The organism is Streptomyces sp. NPDC044704, assembly GCF_056433525.1.
In genome coordinates, this window is sequence record NZ_JBWKGY010000012.1 from 240,573 (window position 1) to 262,179 (window position 21,607).

Sequence of the window (21,607 nt, forward strand, 5' to 3'; positions counted from 1 at the left end):
CGGCTCAGGCGGCCCGCAGGCCCGCGACCACCGACCGGGCCAGGCCGTCGAGGTAGGCCGCCGGCACCTCGTCCCGTACGACCACCTGCCGCCAGTACAGCGGCCCGATCGCCAGGTCCAGCGCCCGCTCGGGGCTCGCCGACTCCGGCAGCTCGCCCCGCGCTACCGCCTCGGCGACGATCCCCTCGGCGAGCCGGCGCTGGCCGTCCAGGAGCGCTCCGCGGACCGCGTCCGCGATCTCCGGGTTCCGCGCCGCCTCGACCAGCAGGTCGGGGATGACCGCCGAGGCGACGGGGTGGCGCAGCACGTGTGACATGACCTCCAGCAGGGCCCGTACGTCCCCGTAGAGCGAGCCCGTGGCCGGTACGGGCAGTCCGTCGGCGGCGAAGGCCCCGACCAGGTCCAGCACCAGGTGCAGCTTCGACTTCCAGCGGCGGTACACGGCCGTCTTGCCGACCCCGGCCCGGCGGGCGATGCCCTCGATCGACATGCGGGCGAAGCCGACCGCGGCCAGTTCGTCCACGACCGCGGCCCGGATCGCCTCGGTGACGTCCTCGCGCAGGACGGCGGCCCCGGCGGGGGCTCGGCGGGCAGGGGCGGCGGCGGGCTCGGTGGTCATGCACAGAGCATAGCCGCGCAGGCCGACCCCCACCCGTCACGACGATACGGTTGCGTTCCGACGTGGATCGCCCTAACCTCGCCGTAGCGACGATACGGACCCGTTCCATCGCACCGTCCCATCGCCCGCGAGGCCCCGACCCCGTCGAAAGCGACCTCCCGTGACCACCGTGACCACCGCGCCACCCGCCCCCGCGCACGCGACCGCGGCGGAGCTGGCGGCCGCCCACGGCCTGACCGTCAGCGGCGCCCGCCCCTCCCTCCCCCGGTACCTCGCGCAGCTCTGGGACCGCCGCCACTTCGTGACGGCGTACGCCACCGCCCGGATGCACGCCACGTACAGCACGGCCAAGCTCGGCCAGGTCTGGCACCTGGTGACCCCGCTGCTCAACGCGGCCGTCTACTACTTCGTCTTCGGCATCGTCATGCGCGCCAGCCACGACGTGCCGGACTACGTGCCGTTCCTGATCACCGGGGTCTTCGTCTGGGACTTCATCGGCAGCTCCGTCAACGCCGGCACCCGCGCCGTCCACGGCAACCTCGGGCTCGTGCGCGCCCTGCACTTCCCGCGCGCCAGCCTGCCCCTGTCCTCCGTCGTACAGCTCTTCCAGCAGCTGCTCGTCACCATGGGAGCGCTGGTGGTCCTGCTCCTGGCCTTCGGGCAGACCCCCTCGCCGGCCTGGCTCATCGCCCTCCCGACGCTGTTCCTGATGGCGGTGTTCTGCGCCGGCTGCGCGATGGTGATGGCCCGCATCGGCAGCAAGAACCCCGACGTCAGCCAGCTGATGCCGTTCGTCCTGCGGACCTGGATGTACTCCTCGGGCGTGATGTGGTCGATCGACTCGCTCCTGAGGAAGGACCACCTGCCGGACTGGGTCCTGCTCCTGCTCAAGGCCAACCCGGCGGCCGTGTACATCGACCTGATGCGCTTCGCCCTGATCGACAGCTTCACGGCGGACTCGCTGCCCCACCACGTCTGGCCGGTCGCCATCGGCTGGGCCCTGCTCGCCGGCGCCGGCGGGTTCGTCTACTTCTGGAAGGCAGAGGAGGAGTACGGCCGTGGCTGACGCCCTGACCCCCACCACACCCGCCGCCCCGCCGGCCCCCGCCACCCGCGTGCCGACCGTCATCGCCGACGAGGTCCACGTCATCTACAAGGTCCACGGCTCCGGCGGGGGCAAGGGCGGCGCCACCGCGGCCCTCAGCCGGATCTTCTCCCGCGGGCCGGCCCCCGGCGTCCGCGAGGTGCACGCCGTCAAGGGCGTCAGCTTCACCGCCTACAAGGGCGAGGCCATCGGCCTCATCGGCTCCAACGGCTCGGGCAAGTCCACCCTGCTCAAGGCCATCGCCGGACTCCAGCCGGTGGCCTCCGGCGCCGTCTACTCCCAGGGCCAGCCCTCGCTCCTCGGCGTGAACGCCGCTCTGATGAACGATCTGACCGGCGAGCGCAACGTGGTCCTCGGCGGACTCGCGATGGGCATGACCCGCCGCCAGATCCGCGAGCGCTACCAGGGCATCGTCGACTTCTCCGGCATCAACGAGAAGGGCGACTTCATCTCCCTGCCCATGCGCACCTACTCCTCCGGCATGGGAGCCCGGCTGCGCTTCTCCATCGCCGCCGCCAAGGACCACGACGTCCTGATGATCGACGAGGCCCTGGCCACCGGCGACGCCGCCTTCCAGCGCCGCAGCCAGGCCCGCATCGAGGAGCTCCGCGAGCACGCCGGCACCGTCTTCCTCGTCAGCCACGGCATCGGCACCGTCCGCGAGACCTGCGACCGTGCGATCTGGCTGGAATCGGGCGTCCTGCGCATGGACGGCCCCTCCGCGGAGGTCTGCGACGCCTACGAGGCCTTCACCCGCGCCTGACCAGCGGCTGACCCGCGGCCCGGACGAGCCGAAGGCCCCGGCCCCCGGAACACGTCCGGGGCCGGGGCCTTCGTTCGATCGGTGATCAGATGATCAGGTGATCAGGTGATCAGCTGTGCGCGCGGAGCAGGGAGCGCATGGTCCGCATCGCCACCGACAGGTTCGCCAGGTCGAAGTCGTCCGAACCGCGGATCTCGTCCAGGGTCGTCCGGGCCCGCCCGATGATCGCGGCGTTCTTGTCCTCCCACGCCTTGAACCGCTCCTCGGGCGTCGAGGTGCCGTTGCCCACCGCCAGGACGTCGGCGGTCAGCGCGGCGTGCGCGGCGAACAGGTCCTCACGGATGGAGGCGCGGGCCATCGACTGCCAGCGGTCGGCCCGCGGGAGCTCGATGATCCGGTCCATCAGCTGGGTGATGTCCAGACGGTCCGCGAGGTCGTAGTAGACCTCGGCCACGTCCAGCGGGTTCACCCCGGTGCGGTCCGCGATCGCCACGATGTCCAGCGTCGGGAACGCCGAGGAGAACCCGGCGACCTTGGCCGCGAGCTCCTCCGGCACGCCCTCGCCGGTCAGCTCGTCCATGATCGACCGGTACCAGTCCAGGTCCGCGCCGCGCACCAGCTTGGGCAGCTCGGCCCAGACCTCGGACACCCGCGCGCCGAAGACCTCGATGGTCTCGGTGATCTGGAGCGGCTGCGGCCGGTTGTTCAGCAGCCAGCGCGTACCGCGCTCGACCAGGCGCCGCGAGTGCAGCCGCACCCGGGTCTGGACGGAGGCCGCGACCTCGTTGTCCAGCGCCTCGACCGCGTCCCACACGTCGGCCAGGCCGAAGATCTCGCGGGCCGCGAGCTGCGCCCGGACGATCTCCTCCGTGGAGGCCCCCGTCTCCTCGCGCAGGCGGTGCAGGAAGGTCGAACCGCCGGTGTTGACGGTGTCGTTGACCAGGAGGGTGGTGATGATCTCCCGGCGCAGCGCGTGTGCGTCGATCTGCTCGGGGAACTTCTCGCGCAGGGCGGCCGGGAAGTAGGCGAAGAGCAGACGGCGCAGGTACGGGTCGTCCGGGAGCTCGGTGGCGATCAGCTCGTCCGCCACCGTGATCTTCGTGTAGGCGAAGAGGACGGCCAGTTCCGGCTGGGTCAGGCCCTTGCCGTTGTTCAGCAGCTCGCGGATCTGCCGGTCGGTGGGCAGGAACTCCAGCGCCCGGTTCAGCAGTCCGGCGCGCTCCAGGCGGCGCATGAAGCGCTGCTGGGCGTGGAGCAGGCTGGGGGCCTGCGCGGCGCCGTTGGCGAGCGCGGTGTTCTGCGCGTAGTTGTTGCGCAGCACCAGGTGGCCGACCTCGTCGGTCATCTCGGCGAGGAGCTTGTTGCGCTGCTTGACGGTCATGTCGCCGTCCGCGACCACCGCGTTGAGCAGGATCTTGATGTTCACCTCGTGGTCGGAGGTGTCCACGCCGGCGCTGTTGTCGATGGCGTCGGTGTTGACCTTGCCGCCCTCGCCGCCGGCCCCGGTGCGGGCGAACTCGATGCGGCCGAGCTGGGTCAGGCCCAGGTTGCCGCCCTCGCCGATGACCTTGGCGCGGACGTCCGAGCCGTTGACGCGGATGGCGTCGTTGGCCTTGTCGCCGACGTCGGCGTGCGTCTCGGCGGTCGCCTTGACGTACGTGCCGATGCCGCCGTTCCACAGCAGGTCCACCGGCGACTGAAGGATGGCCTGCATCAGCTCGGCCGGGGTCATCTTGGTGACGCCCGCCTCGATGCCGAGGGCCTCGCGGACCTGCGCGTTCAGCGGGATGGCCTTGGCGCTGCGCGGGTGGATGCCGCCGCCCGGCGACAGGAGCGCGGTGTCGTAGTCGGCCCACGAGGAGCGCGGCAGGTCGAACAGGCGCCGGCGCTCGGCGTAGGAGGTGGCCGCGTCCGGGTTCGGGTCGATGAAGATGTGCCGGTGGTCGAAGGCCGCGACGAGGCGGATGTGCTCGGAGAGCAGCATGCCGTTGCCGAAGACGTCGCCGGACATGTCGCCGACGCCGACGACCGTGAAGTCCTCGGTCTGGGTGTCGTGGCCGAGCTCGCGGAAGTGCCGCTTGACGGACTCCCACGCGCCGCGGGCGGTGATGCCCATGCCCTTGTGGTCGTAGCCGGCGGAGCCGCCGGATGCGAAGGCGTCGCCCAGCCAGAAGCCGTAGGCCTCGGCGACCCCGTTGGCGATGTCGGAGAAGGTCGCGGTGCCCTTGTCGGCGGCGACGACGAGGTAGGTGTCGTCCTCGTCGTGACGGACCACGCCCGTGGGGGGCACGACCTCGCCCGAGACCATGTTGTCGGTGATGTCGAGCAGCGCCGAGATGAAGATCTTGTACGAGGCGATGCCCTCGGCGAGCCACGCGTCGCGGTCCACCGACGGGTCGGGCAGGTTCTTCGCGACGAACCCGCCCTTGGCGCCGACCGGGACGATGACGGTGTTCTTCACCATCTGCGCCTTGACCAGGCCGAGGATCTCCGTACGGAAGTCCTCGCGGCGGTCGGACCAGCGCAGGCCGCCCCGGGCGACCTTGCCGAAGCGCAGGTGGACGCCCTCGACGCGCGGGGAGTACACCCAGATCTCGTAGGCCGGGCGCGGGGCCGGCAGGTCCGGGATGGCCTGCGGGTCGAACTTCATCGACACGTAGGAGTGCTGCTCGCCGGCGCTGTTCAGCTGGAAGAAGTTCGTCCGCAGCGTCGCCTTGATGAGCGTGAGGAAGGCCCGCAGGATGCGGTCCTCGTCGAGCGAGGCGACCTGGTCCAGGGCCCCGTCGAGCTCCTCCAGCATGGCGTCGACGAGCTCGCTGCCGGCGGCCTGGCGGACCGGCGACATCCGCGCCTCGAAGAGCGAGACCAGCAGCCGGGTGGTGTGGACGTTGTTGCGGAGGGTGTCCTCCATGTAGTCCTGGCTGAAGGTGGAGCCGGCCTGCCGCAGGTACTTCGCGTACGCGCGGAGCACCACTGCCTGCCGCCAGGTGAGCCCGGCGCCGAGGACGAGGGTGTTGAAGTTGTCGTTCTCCGCGTCGCCCTGCCAGACCGCCGCGAAGGCGTCCTGGAAGCGCTCGCGGGCGTCGTCGCCGAGGTAGGAGTCGCCGTTGCCGGTGGACAGCGGCATCCGCAGACCGAAGTCGTAGATCCAGGCGCTGACCCGGTCGGTGCGGCGCAGCTCGTACGGCCGCTCGTCGGTGACCTCGACGCCGAGGCGCTGGAGGACGGGCAGGACGGCGGACAGGGAGACCTGCTCGCCCGTCCGGTAGATCTTGAAGCGGCGCTCGCCGGGGCCGGCGCCGACGGGCTCGTACAGCGAGAGCGCGAACTCGCGGTCGCTGGCGGAGAGCCGCTCCAGGTGGCACAGGTCGGCCACGGCCGCACGCGGCGAGTGGTCGGCCTTGTAGCCCTCGGGGAAGGAGGTGCCGTACTTGCGGAGCAGCTCGGCGGCGCGCTCCTCGCCCAGTTCGGCGACGAGGGCCTCGCCGAAGCCGTCGGCCCAGGAGCGGGCGGCCTCGACGAGCCGGGCCTCGATGCGCTCGACGTCGGCGTCGGTGAGGACCGGCAGTTCCTTGCCCTGCGGGACGCGGACGACGAAGTGGATGCGGGAGAGGATCGACTCGGTGTTCCAGGCGGTGAAGTCGACGCTGATGCCGTCGAGCTCCTCCTTCAGGATGTCGATCAGGCGCAGCCGGACGCCCGTGGTGTAGCGGTCGCGCGGCAGGTAGACGAGCGCGGAGTAGTAGCGGCCGTACTCGTCCTGGCGCAGGTACAGGCGCAGCCGGCGGCGTTCCTGGAGGTACAGGACGGAGGTGGCGATGGACTGGAGCTGGTCGACCGGGGTCTGGAACAGCTCGTCGCGCGGGTACGTCTCCAGGATCTGGAGGAGGTCGCGGCCGTCGTGGCTGCTCGGCGAGAAGCCGGCGCCCTCCAGGACCTCGGCGACCTTGCGGCGGATCACCGGGACGCGGCGCACGGACTCGGTGTAGGCCGCGGAGGAGAACAGGCCGAGGAAGCGGCGCTCGCCGATGACGTTGCCGTCGGCGTCGAACTTCTTGACGCCGACGTAGTCGAGGTACGAGGGGCGGTGCACGGTGGAGCGGCTGTTGGCCTTGGTCAGCACCAGCAGGCGGTGCTCGCGGGCCTTCGCGCGGGCGTCGGCGGGCAGCCGGTTGAAGGACGGCGAGACCGGGTGGCCGTCGTCCTTGCCGCTGTGGTGCGGGTCGGAGCGCAGGATGCCGAGGCCGGTGCCGGGGACGGCCGCGAGGGCGTCTCCGTCGACGAGGTTGTACTCGCGGTAGCCGAGGAAGGTGAAGTGGTCGTCGGCGAGCCAGCGCAGCAGCTCGCGGGCCTCTTCGAGCTCGTACTCGCGCAGGTCGGGGGCGGTCGGCTCGGCCGGCAGGTCCTCGGCGATGCGCAGCGCGGCGTCGCGCATCTTCTCCCAGTCCTCGACGGACTCCCGGACGTCGGACAGGACGCGCTGCAGATCGGCGGTGATCTGCTTGAGGTCGGCCTTGTCGGTCTCGCGGTCGATCTCGACGTGGATCCAGGACTCGACGAGGGAGTCGTGGGGGCGCTCGGTGCGCGGGCCGTGGGCGTCGCAGTCGGGGCCGAGGATCTCGATGAGCTTGCCGGTGATGTCACGGCGCACGACGACCTGCGGGTGGATCACGACGTGGATGCCGCGGCCCTGGCGGGACAGCTCGTTGGTGACGGAGTCGACGAGGAAGGGCATGTCGTCGGTGACGACCTCGACGACCGAGTGGCTGGAGGTCCAGCCGTTCTCCTCGACCGTGGGGGTGTGCACCCGCACGCTCGCGGTGCCCTGCGGGCGCTTCTCGGCGAGCCGGTAGTGCGAGAGCGCGCCCCCGAACACGTCGACCGGGTCCCGGTCCAGCAGGTCCTCGGGTGCGGTGTGCAGGTAGTAGCGCTGGAGGTAGGACAGCGTCGATCCCCGTTCGGGGCGCTCCCCTTGGTCGGACCCAGTCGGAAGTAGCCCCCCGGCCGGGCTGTTCTCAGCTACCCGTGCCGCCCGCGCGAGCAGCTCGGCCTTTGCTTCGTCCAGCTTGGTCTGCATGCCTCTGGCTCCTGTCGCGCGCCATTGCGCGACGTAGGTTGAAGGAAGGACTGACACGGTGCCGCCTCGAAGCGGGATGCCCGTCAGGAATCGTTGCCGACGCTATGTCGTCGAATGAGCCGACCGGGAGGGAATCGGCCAAGATCGGCACGGTGTCCCGGCAGCGGGGATCAGCGAAGGCCCGGGCACGGTCGTGCGCCGGGCGCGGGCCGGGGGCGTCAGTGCCCCCGATGACTATCGCGCTGATCACGGGTACCAGGCTATCCCGATCCACCCCCGGCACGTCATGAGCTGTATGTGTACAAATCCGGGGGTGGAACTTTGACACTCTGGACAGCGACCCGGAGGCCCTGTCCGTGCCCGCCGCTATCCGGCCTGTTCGCGAGCTGCGGCTACGGCCTCGGCCAGGCTGTCCACGACGGGCACTCCGGCCGATTCCAGACTTGCGCGGCTGTGCGAACCACCCGTGTAGAGGATCGCCCGGGCGCCCACGTGGGCCGCGGCGAGCGCGTCGTCCACCGCGTCTCCGATGAGGACCGTACGGTCGGCGCTCACTCCCGCCGCCTCCATGGCCGCCATATGGCGTACGAGGTGCACCGCCTTGCTCGTGTGCGAGGGGCCGGTCCGCCCGTCGACGCGCAGGAAGTGCCGGTCGATGCCGTGCGTGCGCACCAGGGGGACGAGCTTGTCGTGGGGTGCGAGGGACAGCAGGGACTGGGTGAGTCCGTCGGCCTGCCAGCCGCGCAGCAGCTCCAGCGCGCCCTCGGCGAGCCCGGCGCCGTCGGCGGCCGCCCAGTAGTGCCGGTGGAAGGCCTCGTCCATGACGAGCCACTCGGCGTCCGTGGGCAGCCGGCCCATGAGGCGTTCGTAGAACTTCGGGACCGGTACGACGTACAGGTCGCGGTACGTCTCCAGGGTGATCGGGGCGAAGCCCAGCTCCGCGAAGGAGGCGTTGGTCGCGGCTATCACGGCGTCGATGTCGTGCAGCAGCGTGCCGTTCCAGTCCCACACGATGTGGTCGGCCGGGCGGGTCACTTGAGCAGCCCCGGGATCTCCTGGACGCCGAACCACAGCAGCTCGTGGTCCTCGGCGCCGTCGACCACGAACCGGGCGTCGTCGTCCCCGCCGTCGGCGGCCGCGAGGGCTCCGGCGGCGGCCGTGACGTCCTCGCGGGCGTCGTCGGCGTCCACGTGCACGGCGGCGGCCACCGCGAGGCGTACGGGCGCGGCCAGCGTCACCTGGCCGAGGGTGGCCTCGTCGACCCCGGGGGCGGCGGTGGCGGCCTTGTCGTCGACGTCGAGCGCGACCACGACCCGCTTGCGGGGGGCGTCCGCGTCGGCGGAGATCAGCCGCAGCGAGGCGGCGGCGGCCCGGTTCAGGGCCGCGTACTCCAGCTCCTCGATGTCGTCCGACACGTACCACTCCCGCAGCCCGGGGGTCACGGCGTAGGCGCGGAGCGGGGCGGGCCCCAGCTCGCCCGCCTTGTGCGCCTCGGCGAGACCGGGGAGTGTCAGGGGGACGTACACGCGCATGGCCGGCTGCTTTCGGTAGTCGGAAACGCCCTCAGGATACGACCGCCCGCCGCGTTCCCGGCGGTGCGTCCGGCTGAGTGACGGGCCCGTACCCTTTCGGGCCCGCCGGGCCGCTCCCGGGCCCGTCCACCGGCGTCCCCGCGCCCGGGCTCCGGCGCACCGTGGCGGGGCCGCGGCCACCCGGATAAGTGAACCGGGCCGCCCGCCGGACCGGCCGCGCGGGGCGGTTGCGGAGCGTGTGCGGCGGCCGTAGAAAACCCCCACCGAGTTACCGCCCGGTACGACCGCCGGGCCAGGCCAGTACGGGGGAGACGCCATGGACACCACCACGCGCGGCACGGCCGGCGGCGAGGGGAACCGCAGCCGCCGGACCGCTCCCGGCTCGCCGCCCTCCCGTACCCGCCCGGTGGGCCGGCGCGACCAGCGGCGGCCCGCCGGCACCCCGCGCCCGGTGCGCCGCCCCGGCCCGCACGACTGGTTCGCCGAACGCCTCCTGGCGGTGCTGAGCGGCCAGCGGCCCGTCCACTCGCTGCTGGGCCTCACCGTGGGCGAGGCGTACGACCAGCTGGTCACCCTGGCCCCCACGGGGCCCCTGCGCGACCGCCTGCGCCCCGTACTGCGGCACTGCGGCCGCTTCCACCCCGGCCCGGGCGTCATCGAGGCCTTCGCCCGCATCACGACGGGCGACCGCGTCTCGGCCATGGCCTTCCGCCTGGAACAGGGCCCCGACCTCCGCTGGCGCTGCGCAGCGGTGGAAATCGCCTCCCCCCGCCCCTGACCCCACCACACCCGGCGCCACGATCACGGCCCCACCGAGCGCCACTGTCCCAACCCACCCGGCGCTGGCTCGGCCCCGTCGGCTCGACCGTCCCCGCCCGCCCGGCGCTGCTTCTCCAGCCCCGCCGGCGTTTGAGGCGCGGGGGTCCGGGGGCGGCGCCCCCGGCCACGACGCCGCACCCGCACGGGACACCACCCCCGCGCGGCAGCGCAACGGCCGGGGCCGGACACCACCCACGGTGTCCGGCCCCGGCCGGTCGCGACAGATCCCCTCGGGGCTACTTCTTGCGACGCCGCCCGCCGGAGGCCTTCTGCGCCTTGCGGCGCTCCGCCCGCGTCATGCCGTCGCCGCCGTCCGCGGAGCCGTCCGCGTCGAAGTCGCCCTCGATGACACCGCCCTCGCCGTCGACGGACGGGGCCGAGAAGTGCAGCCGGTCCGGACGCTGCGGGGCGTCCAGGCCCTTGGCCCGGATCTCCGGCCGCGCCACCGGCTCCTTCGTCAGCGACGGGGCGTCCTGCACCGGAAGCTCCTCGACCTGCTGCTCCACCTGGACCTCCAGGTTGAACAGGTAGCCGACGGACTCCTCCTTGATGCCCTCCATCATGGCGTTGAACATGTCGAAGCCCTCACGCTGGTACTCGACCAGCGGGTCCTTCTGGGCCATCGCCCGCAGGCCGATGCCCTCCTGGAGGTAGTCCATCTCGTACAGGTGCTCGCGCCACTTGCGGTCCAGCACCGACAGCACGACGCGCCGCTCCAGCTCGCGCATGATGTCGGAGCCGAGCGCCTTCTCGCGGCTCTCGTACTGCTCGTGGATGTCGTCCTTGACGGACTCCGCGATGAACTCGGCGGTGATCCCGGCACGGTCGCCGGCCGCCTCCTCCAGCTCCTCGACGGTGGTCTTGATCGGGTAGAGCTGCTTGAAGGCGCCCCACAGCCGGTCCAGGTCCCACTCCTCGGCGAAGCCCTCGACGGTCTCGGCCGCGATGTACGCGTCGATGGTGTCGTCCATGAAGAAGCGCACCTGCTCGTGCAGGTCCTCGCCCTCCAGGACGCGGCGGCGCTCGCCGTAGATGACCTCGCGCTGGCTGTTGAGCACCTCGTCGTACTTCAGGACGTTCTTGCGCGTCTCGAAGTTCTGGGTCTCGACCTGCGACTGGGCCGACGCGATCGCGCGCGTCACCATCTTGTTCTCGATCGGGACGTCGTCCGGCACGTTCGCCATCGCCATGACCCGCTCGACCATCTGCGCCTTGAACAGGCGCATCAGGTCGTCGCCCAGGGACAGGTAGAAGCGGGACTCGCCCGGGTCGCCCTGACGGCCGGAGCGGCCGCGCAGCTGGTTGTCGATGCGGCGCGACTCGTGCCGCTCGGTGCCCAGGACGTAGAGCCCGCCGAGGTCCTTGACCTCCTCGAACTCGGCCTTCACGGCCGCCTCCGCGCGCTGGAGCGCCTCGGGAAGGGCGTGCGCCCACTCCTCGATGTGCTCCTCGGGGTCCAGGCCGCGCTGGCGCAGCTCGGCCTCGGCGAGGTCGTCCGGGTTGCCGCCGAGCTTGATGTCGGTACCGCGGCCCGCCATGTTCGTGGCGACGGTGACCGCGCCGCGGCGGCCGGCCTGGGCGACGATCGTGGCCTCACGGTCGTGCTGCTTGGCGTTCAGCACCTCGTGCGGGATGCCCCGCTTGGAGAGCTGCTGCGAGAGGTACTCGGACTTCTCGACCGAGGTGGTGCCGACGAGGATCGGCTGGCCCTTCTCGTGCTTCTCCGCGATGTCGTCGACGACGGCGGCGAACTTGGCGACCTCGGTGCGGTAGATGAGGTCGGGCTGGTCCTTGCGCTGCATCGAGCGGTTCGTCGGGATCGGGACGACGCCGAGCTTGTAGATCTGGTGGAACTCGGCGGCCTCGGTCATGGCCGTACCGGTCATGCCCGACAGCTTCGAGTAGAGGCGGAAGAAGTTCTGCAGGGTGATCGTGGCGAGGGTCTGGTTCTCGTCCTTGATGTCCACCCCTTCCTTCGCCTCGATCGCCTGGTGCATGCCCTCGTTGTAGCGGCGGCCGGCCAGGATGCGGCCCGTGTGCTCGTCGACGATCATGACCTCGCCGTCGATGACGACGTAGTCCTTGTCGGCCTTGAAGAGTTCCTTGGCCTTGATCGCGTTGTTGAGGTAACCGACGAGGGGGGTGTTCACCGACTCGTACAGGTTCTCGATGCCGAGCCAGTCCTCGACCTTCGCGACACCGGCCTCGTGGATGCCGACGGTGCGCTTCTTCTCGTCGACCTCGTAGTCGCCGGTCTCCTCGATGCCCTTGAGCGGCTGCCCGGCCTCGCCCTTGGTCAGGCGGGTGACCAGCTTGGCGAAGTCGGCGTACCACTTGGTGGCCTGGTCGGCCGGGCCGGAGATGATCAGCGGGGTGCGGGCCTCGTCGACGAGGATCGAGTCGACCTCGTCGACCACGGCGAAGTTGTGGCCGCGCTGGACCAGCTCTTCCTGCGACCAGGCCATGTTGTCGCGGAGGTAGTCGAAGCCGAACTCGTTGTTCGTTCCGTACGTGATGTCGCAGTTGTACTGTTCGCGGCGCTGCGCCGGCGACATGTTCGCGAGGATGCAGCCGACCTCGAGACCGAGGAACTTGTGCACCCGGCCCATCATCTCGGAGTCGCGCTCGGCGAGGTAGTCGTTCACCGTGATCAGGTGGACGCCCTTGCCGGACAGCGCGTTCAGGTACGCGGGCAGCGTGCCGACGAGGGTCTTGCCCTCACCGGTCTTCATCTCGGCGACGTAGCCGAGGTGCAGCGCCGCGCCACCCATCATCTGGACGTCGTAGTGACGCTGGCCGAGGACGCGCTTCGCGGCCTCGCGAACGGTCGCGAAGGCCTCGGGCAGCAGGTCGTCCAGGCTCTCGCCGTCCTGGAAACGCTGCTTGTACTCGTCCGTGAGCGCACGCAACTCGGCGTCGGAGAGGTTGACGAAGTCCTCTTCGATGGAGTTGACCTGGTCCGCGATGCGGTGCAGTTTGCGCAGGATCTTGCCTTCGCCTGCACGCATGAGCTTGTTGAAGACGGACACCGAGGTTTGTCTCCTTGCCGGTCGGGCCTGGGCACTGTACGTACACGGGCACGGCAGGTGGGCCCCACCGCAACGGCCATCGTAAGCGAGGACGTGGTCGCGTCGGGAGGTCCGCCGTGTCCGCAGGGCACGGGCGCCCGGAATGAGAACGTACGGAGAAGGAAATAGGTGCCGCCCTCTCCGGGCCCGCTTCGGAAAAAAGTGCTCGCCCGTTCCGCGCCCAGGTACCAGACTCCGCCCATGGAGCCCACCACACTGACCACGGCCCGCCTGGACCTGCGGCCCTTCGCGCCGGACGACGAGGACGAGGTCTACGCGGCCGCGCAGGACCCCGACATCCAGCGCTGGACGATGGTCCCCTCCCCCTACGAGCGCGCCCACGCGAAGGCCTTCGTGGGCGAGCTGGTCCCGGCCGGCTGGCGCGGGGACACCGGGTACAGCTTCGCGGTCCGTCTCGGCCCGGGCGGCCCGCTGGTCGCGGCGATCGGCGTCCACGTGCACGAGGCGTTCGGGACCCGCTCGTACGAGGTCGGGTACTGGGCGACCAGGGAGCACCGCGGGCACGGCTACATGACCGAGGCCCTGGACGCCGTCGCCCGCTGGGCCTTCACCGAGCTCGGCGCCGTACGGCTGGAATGGCGCGCGGAGGTCGGCAACGCGGGCTCGAAGGCCGTCGCCGAGAAGGCCGGCTTCCGCATCGAGGGCCTGCTGCGGGCCTCCCTCCTGCGCAACGGCACCGCACGCGACGGCTGGGTCGGGGCCCTGCTCCCCTCGGACCTCGGCCTGACCCCCGCCCTCCCCTACCTCCCCGCCGCCACGGGCACCGGTGTCAGTGGCGGCGCCTAGGCTGCGGGCCATGAGCCTGCCGCAGCCGACCCTGTCCCTGTCCGCCGACGAGGCCCGCCGGATCGCCCTGCGCGCCCAGGGCTTCCTCGGAGCGCCCGACCGCAGGGGCGGGGTCCGCGGGGTCCTGCGCCACCTGGGCGCCGTGCAGCTGGACACGATCTCGGTCCTGGCGCGCTCGCACGAGCTGATCCCGTACGCACGCCTCGGCGCGGTCGGCCGGGACACCGTCGAGAAGGCCTACTGGTCGCAGAGCCACGCCTTCGAGTACTGGTCGCACGCCGCCTGCATCCTGCCCGTCGAGGAGTGGCCGCACTTCGCCTTCCGCCGCCGCGCCCGCCGGGCCCGCGGCCACCGCTGGCACGTCCTCCAGGACAAGGAGCGTTCGACGGGGGCGGTCCTGGACCGGCTGCGCGCCGAGGGCCCGCTGACCTCCACCGAGCTCGGCGGCGCCAAGAACGGCGGCGAGTGGTTCGAATGGTCCGAGACCAAGATCGCGGTGGAGTGGCTCCTCGACACCGGCGAGGTGGTCTGCGCCCAGCGGCGCGGCTGGAAGCGGGTCTACGACCTGCCCGAGCGGGCCGTCCCGGACGCCCTGCTCCACGACGACCTCGACGACCACGAGTGCCTGCGGCGCCTGGTGGCCCTGGCCGGCCGCTCGCTCGGGGTCGGCACCCGCGCCGACATCGCGGACTACCACCGGCTCAAGGGCGACCAGTTCGACGCGGTCGTCGCGGAATCCGGTCTGATCCCGGTGACGGTGGAGGGCTGGGCCAAGCCCGCGTGGGCCGATCCGCAGGCCCTGGCCACCGTGCCGCGCGGCCGCCACCGCACCACCCTGCTGTCCCCGTTCGACTCCCTGGTCTGGGACCGCCCCCGCACCGAGCGGATCTTCGGGTTCACGCACCGGCTGGAGGCCTACGTCCCCAAACCCCAGCGGATCCACGGCTACTTCGCGATGCCACTGCTGGCCGGCGGCCGCCTCCAGGGGCGCGTCGACCCGGGCCGGGAGGGCACCACCCTGGTGGCCCGCCAGCTCTCGCTGACCAGTCCGAAGGCCGCCGGCGCCATGGCGGAGGCCCTGTGGGAGGCGGCCCGTTGGGTGGGCTGCGAGGAGGTGCGCGTCGACCGCGCGACGAGCGAGCGGGAGGCGGCCGCCGTGACGGCGGAACTCCGCGCGCGCGGCGCGTAGGCACCGGCGCCCCGACCCGCGGTGGCGTCAGCGGATCTCTAGGATCTTCTCGCGCATCGCGTAGACGACGGCTTCCATCCGGGAGTGCAGCTGGAGCTTCTCCAGGATGTTGCGGACGTGGTTCTTCACCGTGTTCTCGGAGATGAACAACTGCTTCGCGATGTCACGGTTGTTCATGCCGGTGGCCACCAGCTTCAGGACCTCCAGCTCCCGGTCCGTCAGCCGCGGCGCCGGCACCAGCCGCCGCTCGTCGGTGCGCTGGATCATCGACTTGAACTCGGTGAGCAGCTTCGACGCCATCGACGGGCTGATCTGCGACTGGCCGTCCGCGACCGCGCGGATCGCCGTCGCGACCTCGTCCGTGGAGATCTCCTTGAGCAGGTAGCCCGTCGCGCCCGCCTTGATCGCGTCGTAGAGGTCGGCCTCCTCGTCGCTGATCGTCAGCATGATGATCTTCGCGGAGGGGGCCACCTCCTTGATCGAGGTGCACGCCTCGATGCCGCCGCGCCGGGGCATCCGCACGTCCATGAGCACGATGTCCGGCAGCAGGTCGGCGGCCTTGTCCACGGCCTCGGCACCGTCCCCGGCCTCGCCGACGACCTGGATGTCCTCCTCCTGCGCGAGGACGATCTCCAGCCCGCGCCGGAAGAGGGCGTGGTCGTCGACGACGAGCACCCGGATGGGCTCCCCGGCCGGGTCCGCCTCGCGGCAGCCCGCGCCGTCGTCACCGCGTACCGGCCCGAAGCTGTCCGCCATCGTTCCTCCCCCTGCATGTGCCGAGCTGCTGGGCCGAACCGGCGGGATGGGGCGCCGGCTGACTGTCCGCCATGATTCCATGCCCGCACCGCCGGGCGGGGATCTGGCGAAATCCGGCTGGCTCATACGCGCCCATACAGGTGCCCCCGCGGAACGCCCGTGCGTCCCGCGGGGGCGACGGATGAATGCTCAGCCGCCGAGCGCACCGCCGGCGCCCGCTGCCGGCTGGTCGGAGCTGGAGGCGCCGTCGGAGTTCAGGTGGACGACGCCGTAGTCGTAGGCGTGACGCCGGTAGACGACGCTGGGCATCTTGGTTTCGGAGTCGACGAACAGGTAGAAGTCGTGGCCGACCAGTTCCATTTCGTACAGGGCCTGGTCGAGCGACATGGGTCCGGCCGAGTGGGTCTTCTCGCGGACGATGAGCGGGCCTTCGCCCTGCACTTCGAGGGATCCGATGCGGGTGGTCGGAATCCCGTCCGCCTTCTCCTCGCCGACCGGCTCGCCGTTGCCGTTGAGCGACGCGACTCCCGGCACCACGTCGGCGACCTCCGCCGCCGAGAGCCGGCCGTTGCCGCGGCGCGTGTAGCGCTTGTCGTGCTGCTTGCGCAGCCGGGCCTCCAGCTTGTCCTGAGCCAGGTCGAGCGCCGCGTACGGGTCTGCGGCGGCGGCCTCGGCACGGATCACCGGGCCCCGCGAACGCAGGGTGATCTCCACGCGGTCGGAACGGTCGGCCTGGCGCGGGTTGTGCTCCTTGGACACCTCGACGTCCAAGCTGATCACCTTGGCGTCGAGCTTCTGGATCCGCTCCGGATTCAGCTTCTCGGCCACGTGCTTGCGGAACCGCTCGGGCACCTCGGTCTTGCGGCCCTTGACGACGATGTCCACGCAGAACTCCGTTCCCGGAGAGCCCCGCCTCGTGCGGCGAAGCGTCTCCCTTTCGCACCAGGCCCCGGTGAACACCGGAGCCTCGGACTTGGCGACTTTCACCTCCTCCTCCCCCATCGGCAAGATCTACATCCCACCGACTTCGGAGTAGAGAGACAACCCCCTGAGCAGGCATTGACACGAAGATTCCAAAACGGGCGGACTGGTGCTCCGATACCCGGGTCCCAAGGATCGCCAGTTCCTCACAACCGAACATATCTCTCAATGCCGGTTGTCGGCACCCGCTACCGGAACATACCTACGTTCAGGTGACTGTTCCCTCTTACTACCTGCAACGTTGCGCATTCCCCAGCGGTTCCGAATCTATTCACAAGATTTTTGCTCTGTACGGGTTGCCGACCGGATCCGGACGAAGGATTCCGCGGGCGCCGCCACCACGGCCGCCGCGTCCACCCGTAGTCCGGCCTCCCGCAGGGCCCGGGCCGCCTCCGCCAGCGTGGCCCCCGTGGTGATCACGTCGTCGACCAGCACGATCCCCGCCCCCGCGGTGAGCCGCGCACCGCCCGCGCGGACCTCCAGGGCCCCCGAGAGGTTCTCCAGCCGCCTGACGGCCCCCAGGCCCGCCTGGTCCTCGACCGGCCTGCGCTGGCGCAGTACGGACGCCACGCGCGCGGCCGTACCGGCCCGCCGCAGCCGCGCCGAGGCGGCCAGCGCGATCCGCCGCGCCGGGTCGTGACCGCGCGCCCGGACGGCCCGCCGTGCGGAGGGCACCGGAACCAGCGCCAGCTCCCCCGCCCGGCCCGCACCCGCCCGGAGCACCGCGAGGGCCACGGCGGCCGCCAGGGCGGCGCCCAGCGGCCCGGCCAGGGGCAGTGCCCCGCGTTCCTTGTGGGCCAGTACGACCGCCCGTACGGCCCCCTCGTACGCGGCCGCCGCGTGCACGGCCGGCAGCCCCGCCGGCCCGGCCCGCCGCGCGGCCGGACGCACCCGGCCCGCCGCGCTCCCGCCCAGAGCGCTCCGGCAGTCCGCGCACAGCACCGCCCGGCCGGTGCCGCAGCCCGCGCAGCCCGCCGGGAGCACCAGCCCGGAGACCTCCTGCCACCACCCCCGCATGCCTCCACTGTGGCGGGGCCCGTACGGCCCCCGCCACCCCTGTGGAAAACCCCGGCCCCCGGCCGCGGAGACCCACGGCCGAGCCGGTCAGCCGCACAGCCGGTCAGCCGGTCAGCCCGGGTACACCGGGGCCTTGCCGCCCGCCGCGACCGTGCGCCACTGCGCACCCGGCGGAAGCCACACGATGCCGTCCTCGCCGGAGTAGGCCACGACCGGCTTGGACTCGTCCTCGGCGGCCGCGATCGCGCTGAGCCCGGTCGCCCCGGGCAGGCTCGCGGCGACCATCGAGCCGTCCGCCAGCATGTAGCGGGCCTGGTCGACGCCGCCGCTCTCGCGTCCCACCACCAGCAGCCGTCCGCGCGGCGCCCAGCTCATCGCCGTCACCTCGGCCATCTGCGGAGCGGCCGGGCGCAGCTCGCGCACCGACACCGGCGAGGAGTCGCCCTTGCCCTCGGGCCGCTCGATCCGGCCGGTGTAGAGGTTCTTGCGCCCGCCCTCCTTCTCGACGAGCAGCGCGAGGCGCACCCCGTCCGAGGAGGCCTTCAGTCCGGTGATCTTCCCGTCGAGTCCGGCGACGTCGACCTTCTGCGGGGTGCCGGTGCCGCCGGGGATCCGCCACAGGCCCTGGGTCTGCGGGTCGAGGTCGGCGATCCACAGGTCGCCGTGGGCGTCCCAGCTGGGTGGGGTCAGCTTGCCGCTCTTGCTGGTCATGAGGGGCTGCGGCATCGGGCCGGCCGTCGCGAGGGTCACCACGTACAGGCCGTGCCCGTCTCCGGAGACGACCGCGGCGCGCTTCTCGTCGTAGGTGACGGCCGCCGAGCCCACCTTGAAGTCGGCGGCGGTGGCCAGCGGCCCGGGTGCCGGTTCCGGCTTGTCCTGCTGCTCCTCGGCGTTGACGCTGAGGACCATCCGGACCAGCTTGGAGTCCTTGTCCACGTAGTACTGGTGCTCGGGGACCGGGGTCCGGCTGACGAACGCGGTGGTCGCCGGCTGGTTGACGCCGCACAGCAGCGACTTGCCGTCGGGGCGCAGCAGTTCGACGCGGTCCAGCCGGGAACCCGTCAGGTCCCGGACGGTGTAGAGGAGTTGGGTGGCCATCTTCTGGCACTGCGGCTGCGCGACGTTGGCCCCGTTGCCGTTGAGCGGGACGCGCAGGGTGTTCTGGCCGTCGTACGAGAGGGACTTGGTGCCCTCGCGCAGTCCGGTGCCGGTCGGGAAGCTGGTCGAGACGACGGGGCCGAGCCATTTGGAGGGCCCGGCGAGCAGCGACTGGACGGTCTGCGTGGTCGGGTCCATCCGCGATTCGGGGTCGCTGCGCTGGCGGACGTAGACCGGGTCGGCGACGAGGGAGTTGCCGGCGAAGTAGTACTTGTTGACGGGCTTGTAGATGCGCTGGAAGTCGGATTCGCTGAGCACGAGGCTGCTGGGCGGGGTCGCGATGCGCCACTGCTTGTTGACCTGGACCAGCTGGAGGTACTCCTCGTAGCGGCCGCCGCCGGTCTCCGGCTGGTAGGCGCTGCGCTCGTCGACGGTCGCGAGCTTCTTCCCGGTGATCTTCCAGCGGGGTCCGTCGGGGTCCTTCTCGCCCTGGACGGGGAGCCGGTCGAGGCCGGCGGAGAGCACGGTCACGGCGGAGCCGGGCTTCCACTTCTCCGCCGCTTCCGGGGTGAGGTACTTGCGGGCGGTCTCCAGCTGCGGGTCGTCGCTGGTCATGGCCTCCAGGAAGCCTTCGACGATGTCGGCGGGGTTCGCCTTGTCGGCGGGCGGTACGCCGAACACCCGGACCTGGGAGTCCACGCCCTGGGAGGCCTCGACGGGGCGGATCTCGCCGCGGGTCGGCATGGACGCGCAGCCGGTCAGCAGTGCTCCGGCCGCTCCGAGGACGAGGAGCGTCCTCGTGCCCTTCGGTCCGCCCGGCGGGCGGTCCTGCCCGCGCTCAGCGTCCTCCACCGGTTCCGTCCTCCTGTGCTGTCGGCTGGTCGGCCGGCCTGGCGACGACCCGGGAGCCGCTGCCCGGCAGTGCCGTGGGGTCGGCGGGCACCGGCATGGCCGTGGTGACGGCCGGGCGCGGCGGTATCGGCGAGCGGTCCGCGCGTTCGGACCGGCCGTCGGGGTGCCCGCCGGCGCCGGGTCCGCGTCCGGCGGCCTCGGCGGCGGCGCGGGCCCGGTTGCCGCGCGAGTCCTCGGGCTCCAGCGGGATCGGGGATCCGCGCAGGGGCTCGTCCGCGGTGCGGGGCAGGGTGAGGCGGAACTGCGAGCCGCCGCCGGGCTCGCCCCAGGCCTGGAGCCAGCCGCCGTGCAGCCGGGCGTCCTCGACGGCGATGGACAGGCCGAGGCCGGTTCCGCCGGTGGTGCGGGCGCGGGCCGGGTCGGCGCGCCAGAAGCGGTTGAAGACCCGGGTGGCCTCGCCGGGCTTGAGGCCGACGCCGTAGTCGCGGACGGCGACCGCGACGGCCCCGCCCGCGGAGGCGAGCCGGACCACCACGTCGCGGCCCTCTCCGTGCTCGACGGCGTTGACGACGAGGTTGCGCAGCACCCGCTCGACGCGCCGGGCGTCGGCCTCGGCGATGACGGGCTGGGTGTCCCCGAGGACGCGGATCCGGGTGCCCTTGTGCTCGGCGAGCGGTTCGGCGCCGTCGATGACGCGGCGTACGACGTCCCGCAGGTCGATGGGCTCGGCCTCCAGGGCGGCCGCGCCCGCGTCGAAGCGGCTGATCTCCAGCAGGTCGGCGAGCAGCGACTCGAAGCGGTCGAGCTGTCCGGCGAGGAGTTCGGCGGAGCGGGCGGTGACGGGGTCGAAGTCGACGCGGGCGTCGTGGATGACGTCGGCGGCCATCCGGACGGTGGTGAGCGGGGTGCGCAGCTCGTGGGAGACGTCCGAGACGAAGCGGCGCTGCATCCGCGAGAGGTCCTCCAGCTGCTGGATCTTGTTCTGGAGGTTCTGGGCCATCTTGTTGAAGGCCTCGCCGAGGCGGGCGATGTCGTCCTCGCCGGTGACCTTCATACGTTCCTGGAGCCGCCCGGCCGAGAGCCTCTCGGCGATCCCGGCGGCCATCCGGACGGGGGTGACGACCTGGCGCACGACGAGCCAGGCGATGGCGCTGAGCAGGACGACGACGAAGAGGCCGGCGGTCGCGATGGTGCTCTTGACCAGGTTGAGGGACTCCTCCTCCTGGGTGAGCGGGAAGAGGTAGTACAGGTCGTACGGGTAGCCGTTGATGTCGGTCAGCCGCTTGCCGACGACGAGCGCGGGCTCGGGCGCCTTGTCCCCGACGCCGGCGGTGTACCGGATCTCGGAGAACGTCTTGAAGGTGCCGGTGGCGTGGTTGACGGCCCGGCGCAGCTCGATGGGGACGCTGGCGGTCGGGTCGACGTTGCCGGACGCGCGGGCGCCCTTGACGCCCTGGGCTCCGGGCTGCTGCTCGCCCGCGCCGAGCGCGGCGACCTCGAAGGCGGTCTGGCCGCCGCTGGCGAGCTGTTTGACGAGCGAGTTCATCCAGGTGCTGGCGTCCCGGCCGACCTTGTTGTCGGTGGCGTCGGGCTCCACCGACAGGGGGGTGTTCGCCTTCTCCTGTGCGACCGCGAACCCTCCCGCGGCCTGGCTCTGCGCGGCCTCCTCCTTGGCGTCGAGGAGTCCCTTGCTGACCTGGGCGACGACGACGAAGCCGAGGGCGAGGACCACGGCCAGCGACATCAGCAGCGTCGCGACGACCACCCGGAGCTGGATGTTGCGCCGCCACAGCCGGACAGCCGGAAGCAGCGGCCGGCGTACGAGGCGTACGCACAGCCGCAGCACGGGGCCGCCGGAGGCTCCGTCCGCCACCGAACGGAGCTGCCGGCCACCCCACGGGGACCCCCATCGGGAGCCGCCCCG

At 71.8% G+C, this 21,607-nt stretch carries 15 protein-coding genes; 5 read left to right on the plus strand and 10 right to left on the minus strand.

The window, feature by feature from the left end; all coding sequences use genetic code 11:
- Window positions 1-4: 4 nt before the first annotated feature.
- On the minus strand, window positions 5-619 hold the full coding sequence (locus AC07B0_RS27345; protein WP_356882578.1) for a TetR/AcrR family transcriptional regulator: 615 nt from the start codon (window positions 617-619) through the stop codon (window positions 5-7).
- Between the two features lie 160 nt (window positions 620-779).
- Here AC07B0_RS27345 and AC07B0_RS27350 point away from each other — a divergent pair, with 160 nt between their 5' ends.
- Together AC07B0_RS27350 and AC07B0_RS27355 are read left to right on the plus strand one after the other, a co-directional pair.
- On the plus strand, window positions 780-1,685 hold the full coding sequence (locus AC07B0_RS27350) for an ABC transporter permease (RefSeq protein ID WP_356882576.1): 906 nt from the start codon (window positions 780-782) through the stop codon (window positions 1,683-1,685).
- The gene (locus tag AC07B0_RS27355) at window positions 1,678-2,487 is read left to right on the plus strand and encodes an ABC transporter ATP-binding protein (RefSeq protein WP_478899105.1); all 810 of its coding nucleotides are present in this window, start codon (window positions 1,678-1,680) and stop codon (window positions 2,485-2,487) included. The genes AC07B0_RS27350 and AC07B0_RS27355 overlap by 8 nt, the downstream gene beginning before the upstream one ends.
- Before the next feature lie 109 nt (window positions 2,488-2,596).
- On the opposite strand, the gene AC07B0_RS27360 is transcribed toward AC07B0_RS27355, so the two are convergent.
- The 3 genes from AC07B0_RS27360 to AC07B0_RS27370 form a co-directional block, all read right to left on the minus strand.
- Window positions 2,597-7,564 (minus strand): NAD-glutamate dehydrogenase, encoded by a 4,968-nt coding sequence (locus AC07B0_RS27360; protein ID WP_478899106.1) that lies wholly within the window; start codon window positions 7,562-7,564, stop codon window positions 2,597-2,599.
- Between the two features lie 366 nt (window positions 7,565-7,930).
- Window positions 7,931-8,599 carry an HAD family hydrolase gene (locus AC07B0_RS27365; protein WP_356882572.1) on the minus strand — a complete coding sequence of 223 codons (669 nt, stop codon included), beginning with the start codon at window positions 8,597-8,599 and terminating at the stop codon, window positions 7,931-7,933.
- Window positions 8,596-9,096, minus strand: coding sequence for a DUF6912 family protein (locus AC07B0_RS27370; protein WP_478864391.1), 501 nt, complete (start codon window positions 9,094-9,096; stop codon window positions 8,596-8,598). The genes AC07B0_RS27365 and AC07B0_RS27370 overlap by 4 nt, the downstream gene beginning before the upstream one ends.
- 316 nt (window positions 9,097-9,412) lie before the next feature.
- Here AC07B0_RS27370 and AC07B0_RS27375 point away from each other — a divergent pair, with 316 nt between their 5' ends.
- Window positions 9,413-9,874, plus strand: a complete 462-nt coding sequence (locus AC07B0_RS27375; RefSeq protein ID WP_478864390.1) for an Rv3235 family protein — start codon at window positions 9,413-9,415, stop codon at window positions 9,872-9,874.
- Between the two features lie 277 nt (window positions 9,875-10,151).
- Here the strand turns inward: AC07B0_RS27375 and secA are convergent, their stop codons facing one another.
- Window positions 10,152-12,944, minus strand: a complete 2,793-nt coding sequence (secA, locus tag AC07B0_RS27380) for a preprotein translocase subunit SecA (protein WP_356882566.1) — start codon at window positions 12,942-12,944, stop codon at window positions 10,152-10,154.
- Between the two features lie 240 nt (window positions 12,945-13,184).
- On the opposite strand from secA, the gene AC07B0_RS27385 reads away from it, so the two are divergent.
- Both AC07B0_RS27385 and AC07B0_RS27390 read left to right on the plus strand, forming a co-directional pair.
- Complete coding sequence (locus AC07B0_RS27385) at window positions 13,185-13,790, plus strand: GNAT family N-acetyltransferase (RefSeq protein WP_478864389.1); 606 nt, start codon at window positions 13,185-13,187, stop codon at window positions 13,788-13,790.
- 10 nt (window positions 13,791-13,800) lie between these two features.
- Window positions 13,801-14,979, plus strand: a complete 1,179-nt coding sequence (locus tag AC07B0_RS27390; protein ID WP_478899107.1) for a winged helix-turn-helix domain-containing protein — start codon at window positions 13,801-13,803, stop codon at window positions 14,977-14,979.
- 27 nt (window positions 14,980-15,006) lie between these two features.
- Here the strand turns inward: AC07B0_RS27390 and AC07B0_RS27395 are convergent, their stop codons facing one another.
- The 5 genes from AC07B0_RS27395 to mtrB form a co-directional block, all read right to left on the minus strand.
- The gene (locus tag AC07B0_RS27395) at window positions 15,007-15,735 is read right to left on the minus strand and encodes a response regulator transcription factor (protein ID WP_356882560.1); all 729 of its coding nucleotides are present in this window, start codon (window positions 15,733-15,735) and stop codon (window positions 15,007-15,009) included.
- Window positions 15,736-15,924: 189 nt separating this feature from the next.
- Window positions 15,925-16,620, minus strand: a complete 696-nt coding sequence (gene hpf / locus AC07B0_RS27400; RefSeq protein WP_356882558.1) for a ribosome hibernation-promoting factor, HPF/YfiA family — start codon at window positions 16,618-16,620, stop codon at window positions 15,925-15,927.
- Window positions 16,621-16,983: 363 nt separating this feature from the next.
- Window positions 16,984-17,733, minus strand: coding sequence for a ComF family protein (locus tag AC07B0_RS27405; RefSeq protein ID WP_478899108.1), 750 nt, complete (start codon window positions 17,731-17,733; stop codon window positions 16,984-16,986).
- Between the two features lie 111 nt (window positions 17,734-17,844).
- Window positions 17,845-19,683: an LpqB family beta-propeller domain-containing protein gene (locus AC07B0_RS27410; RefSeq protein ID WP_467293974.1), complete on the minus strand. Its 1,839-nt coding sequence runs from the start codon at window positions 19,681-19,683 to the stop codon at window positions 17,845-17,847.
- Entirely contained in the window at window positions 19,670-21,529 is a 1,860-nt protein-coding gene (gene mtrB, locus AC07B0_RS27415) for an MtrAB system histidine kinase MtrB (RefSeq protein ID WP_467294368.1), read from the minus strand. Before mtrB ends, AC07B0_RS27410 begins: the two co-directional genes overlap by 14 nt.
- Window positions 21,530-21,607 lie beyond the last annotated feature (78 nt).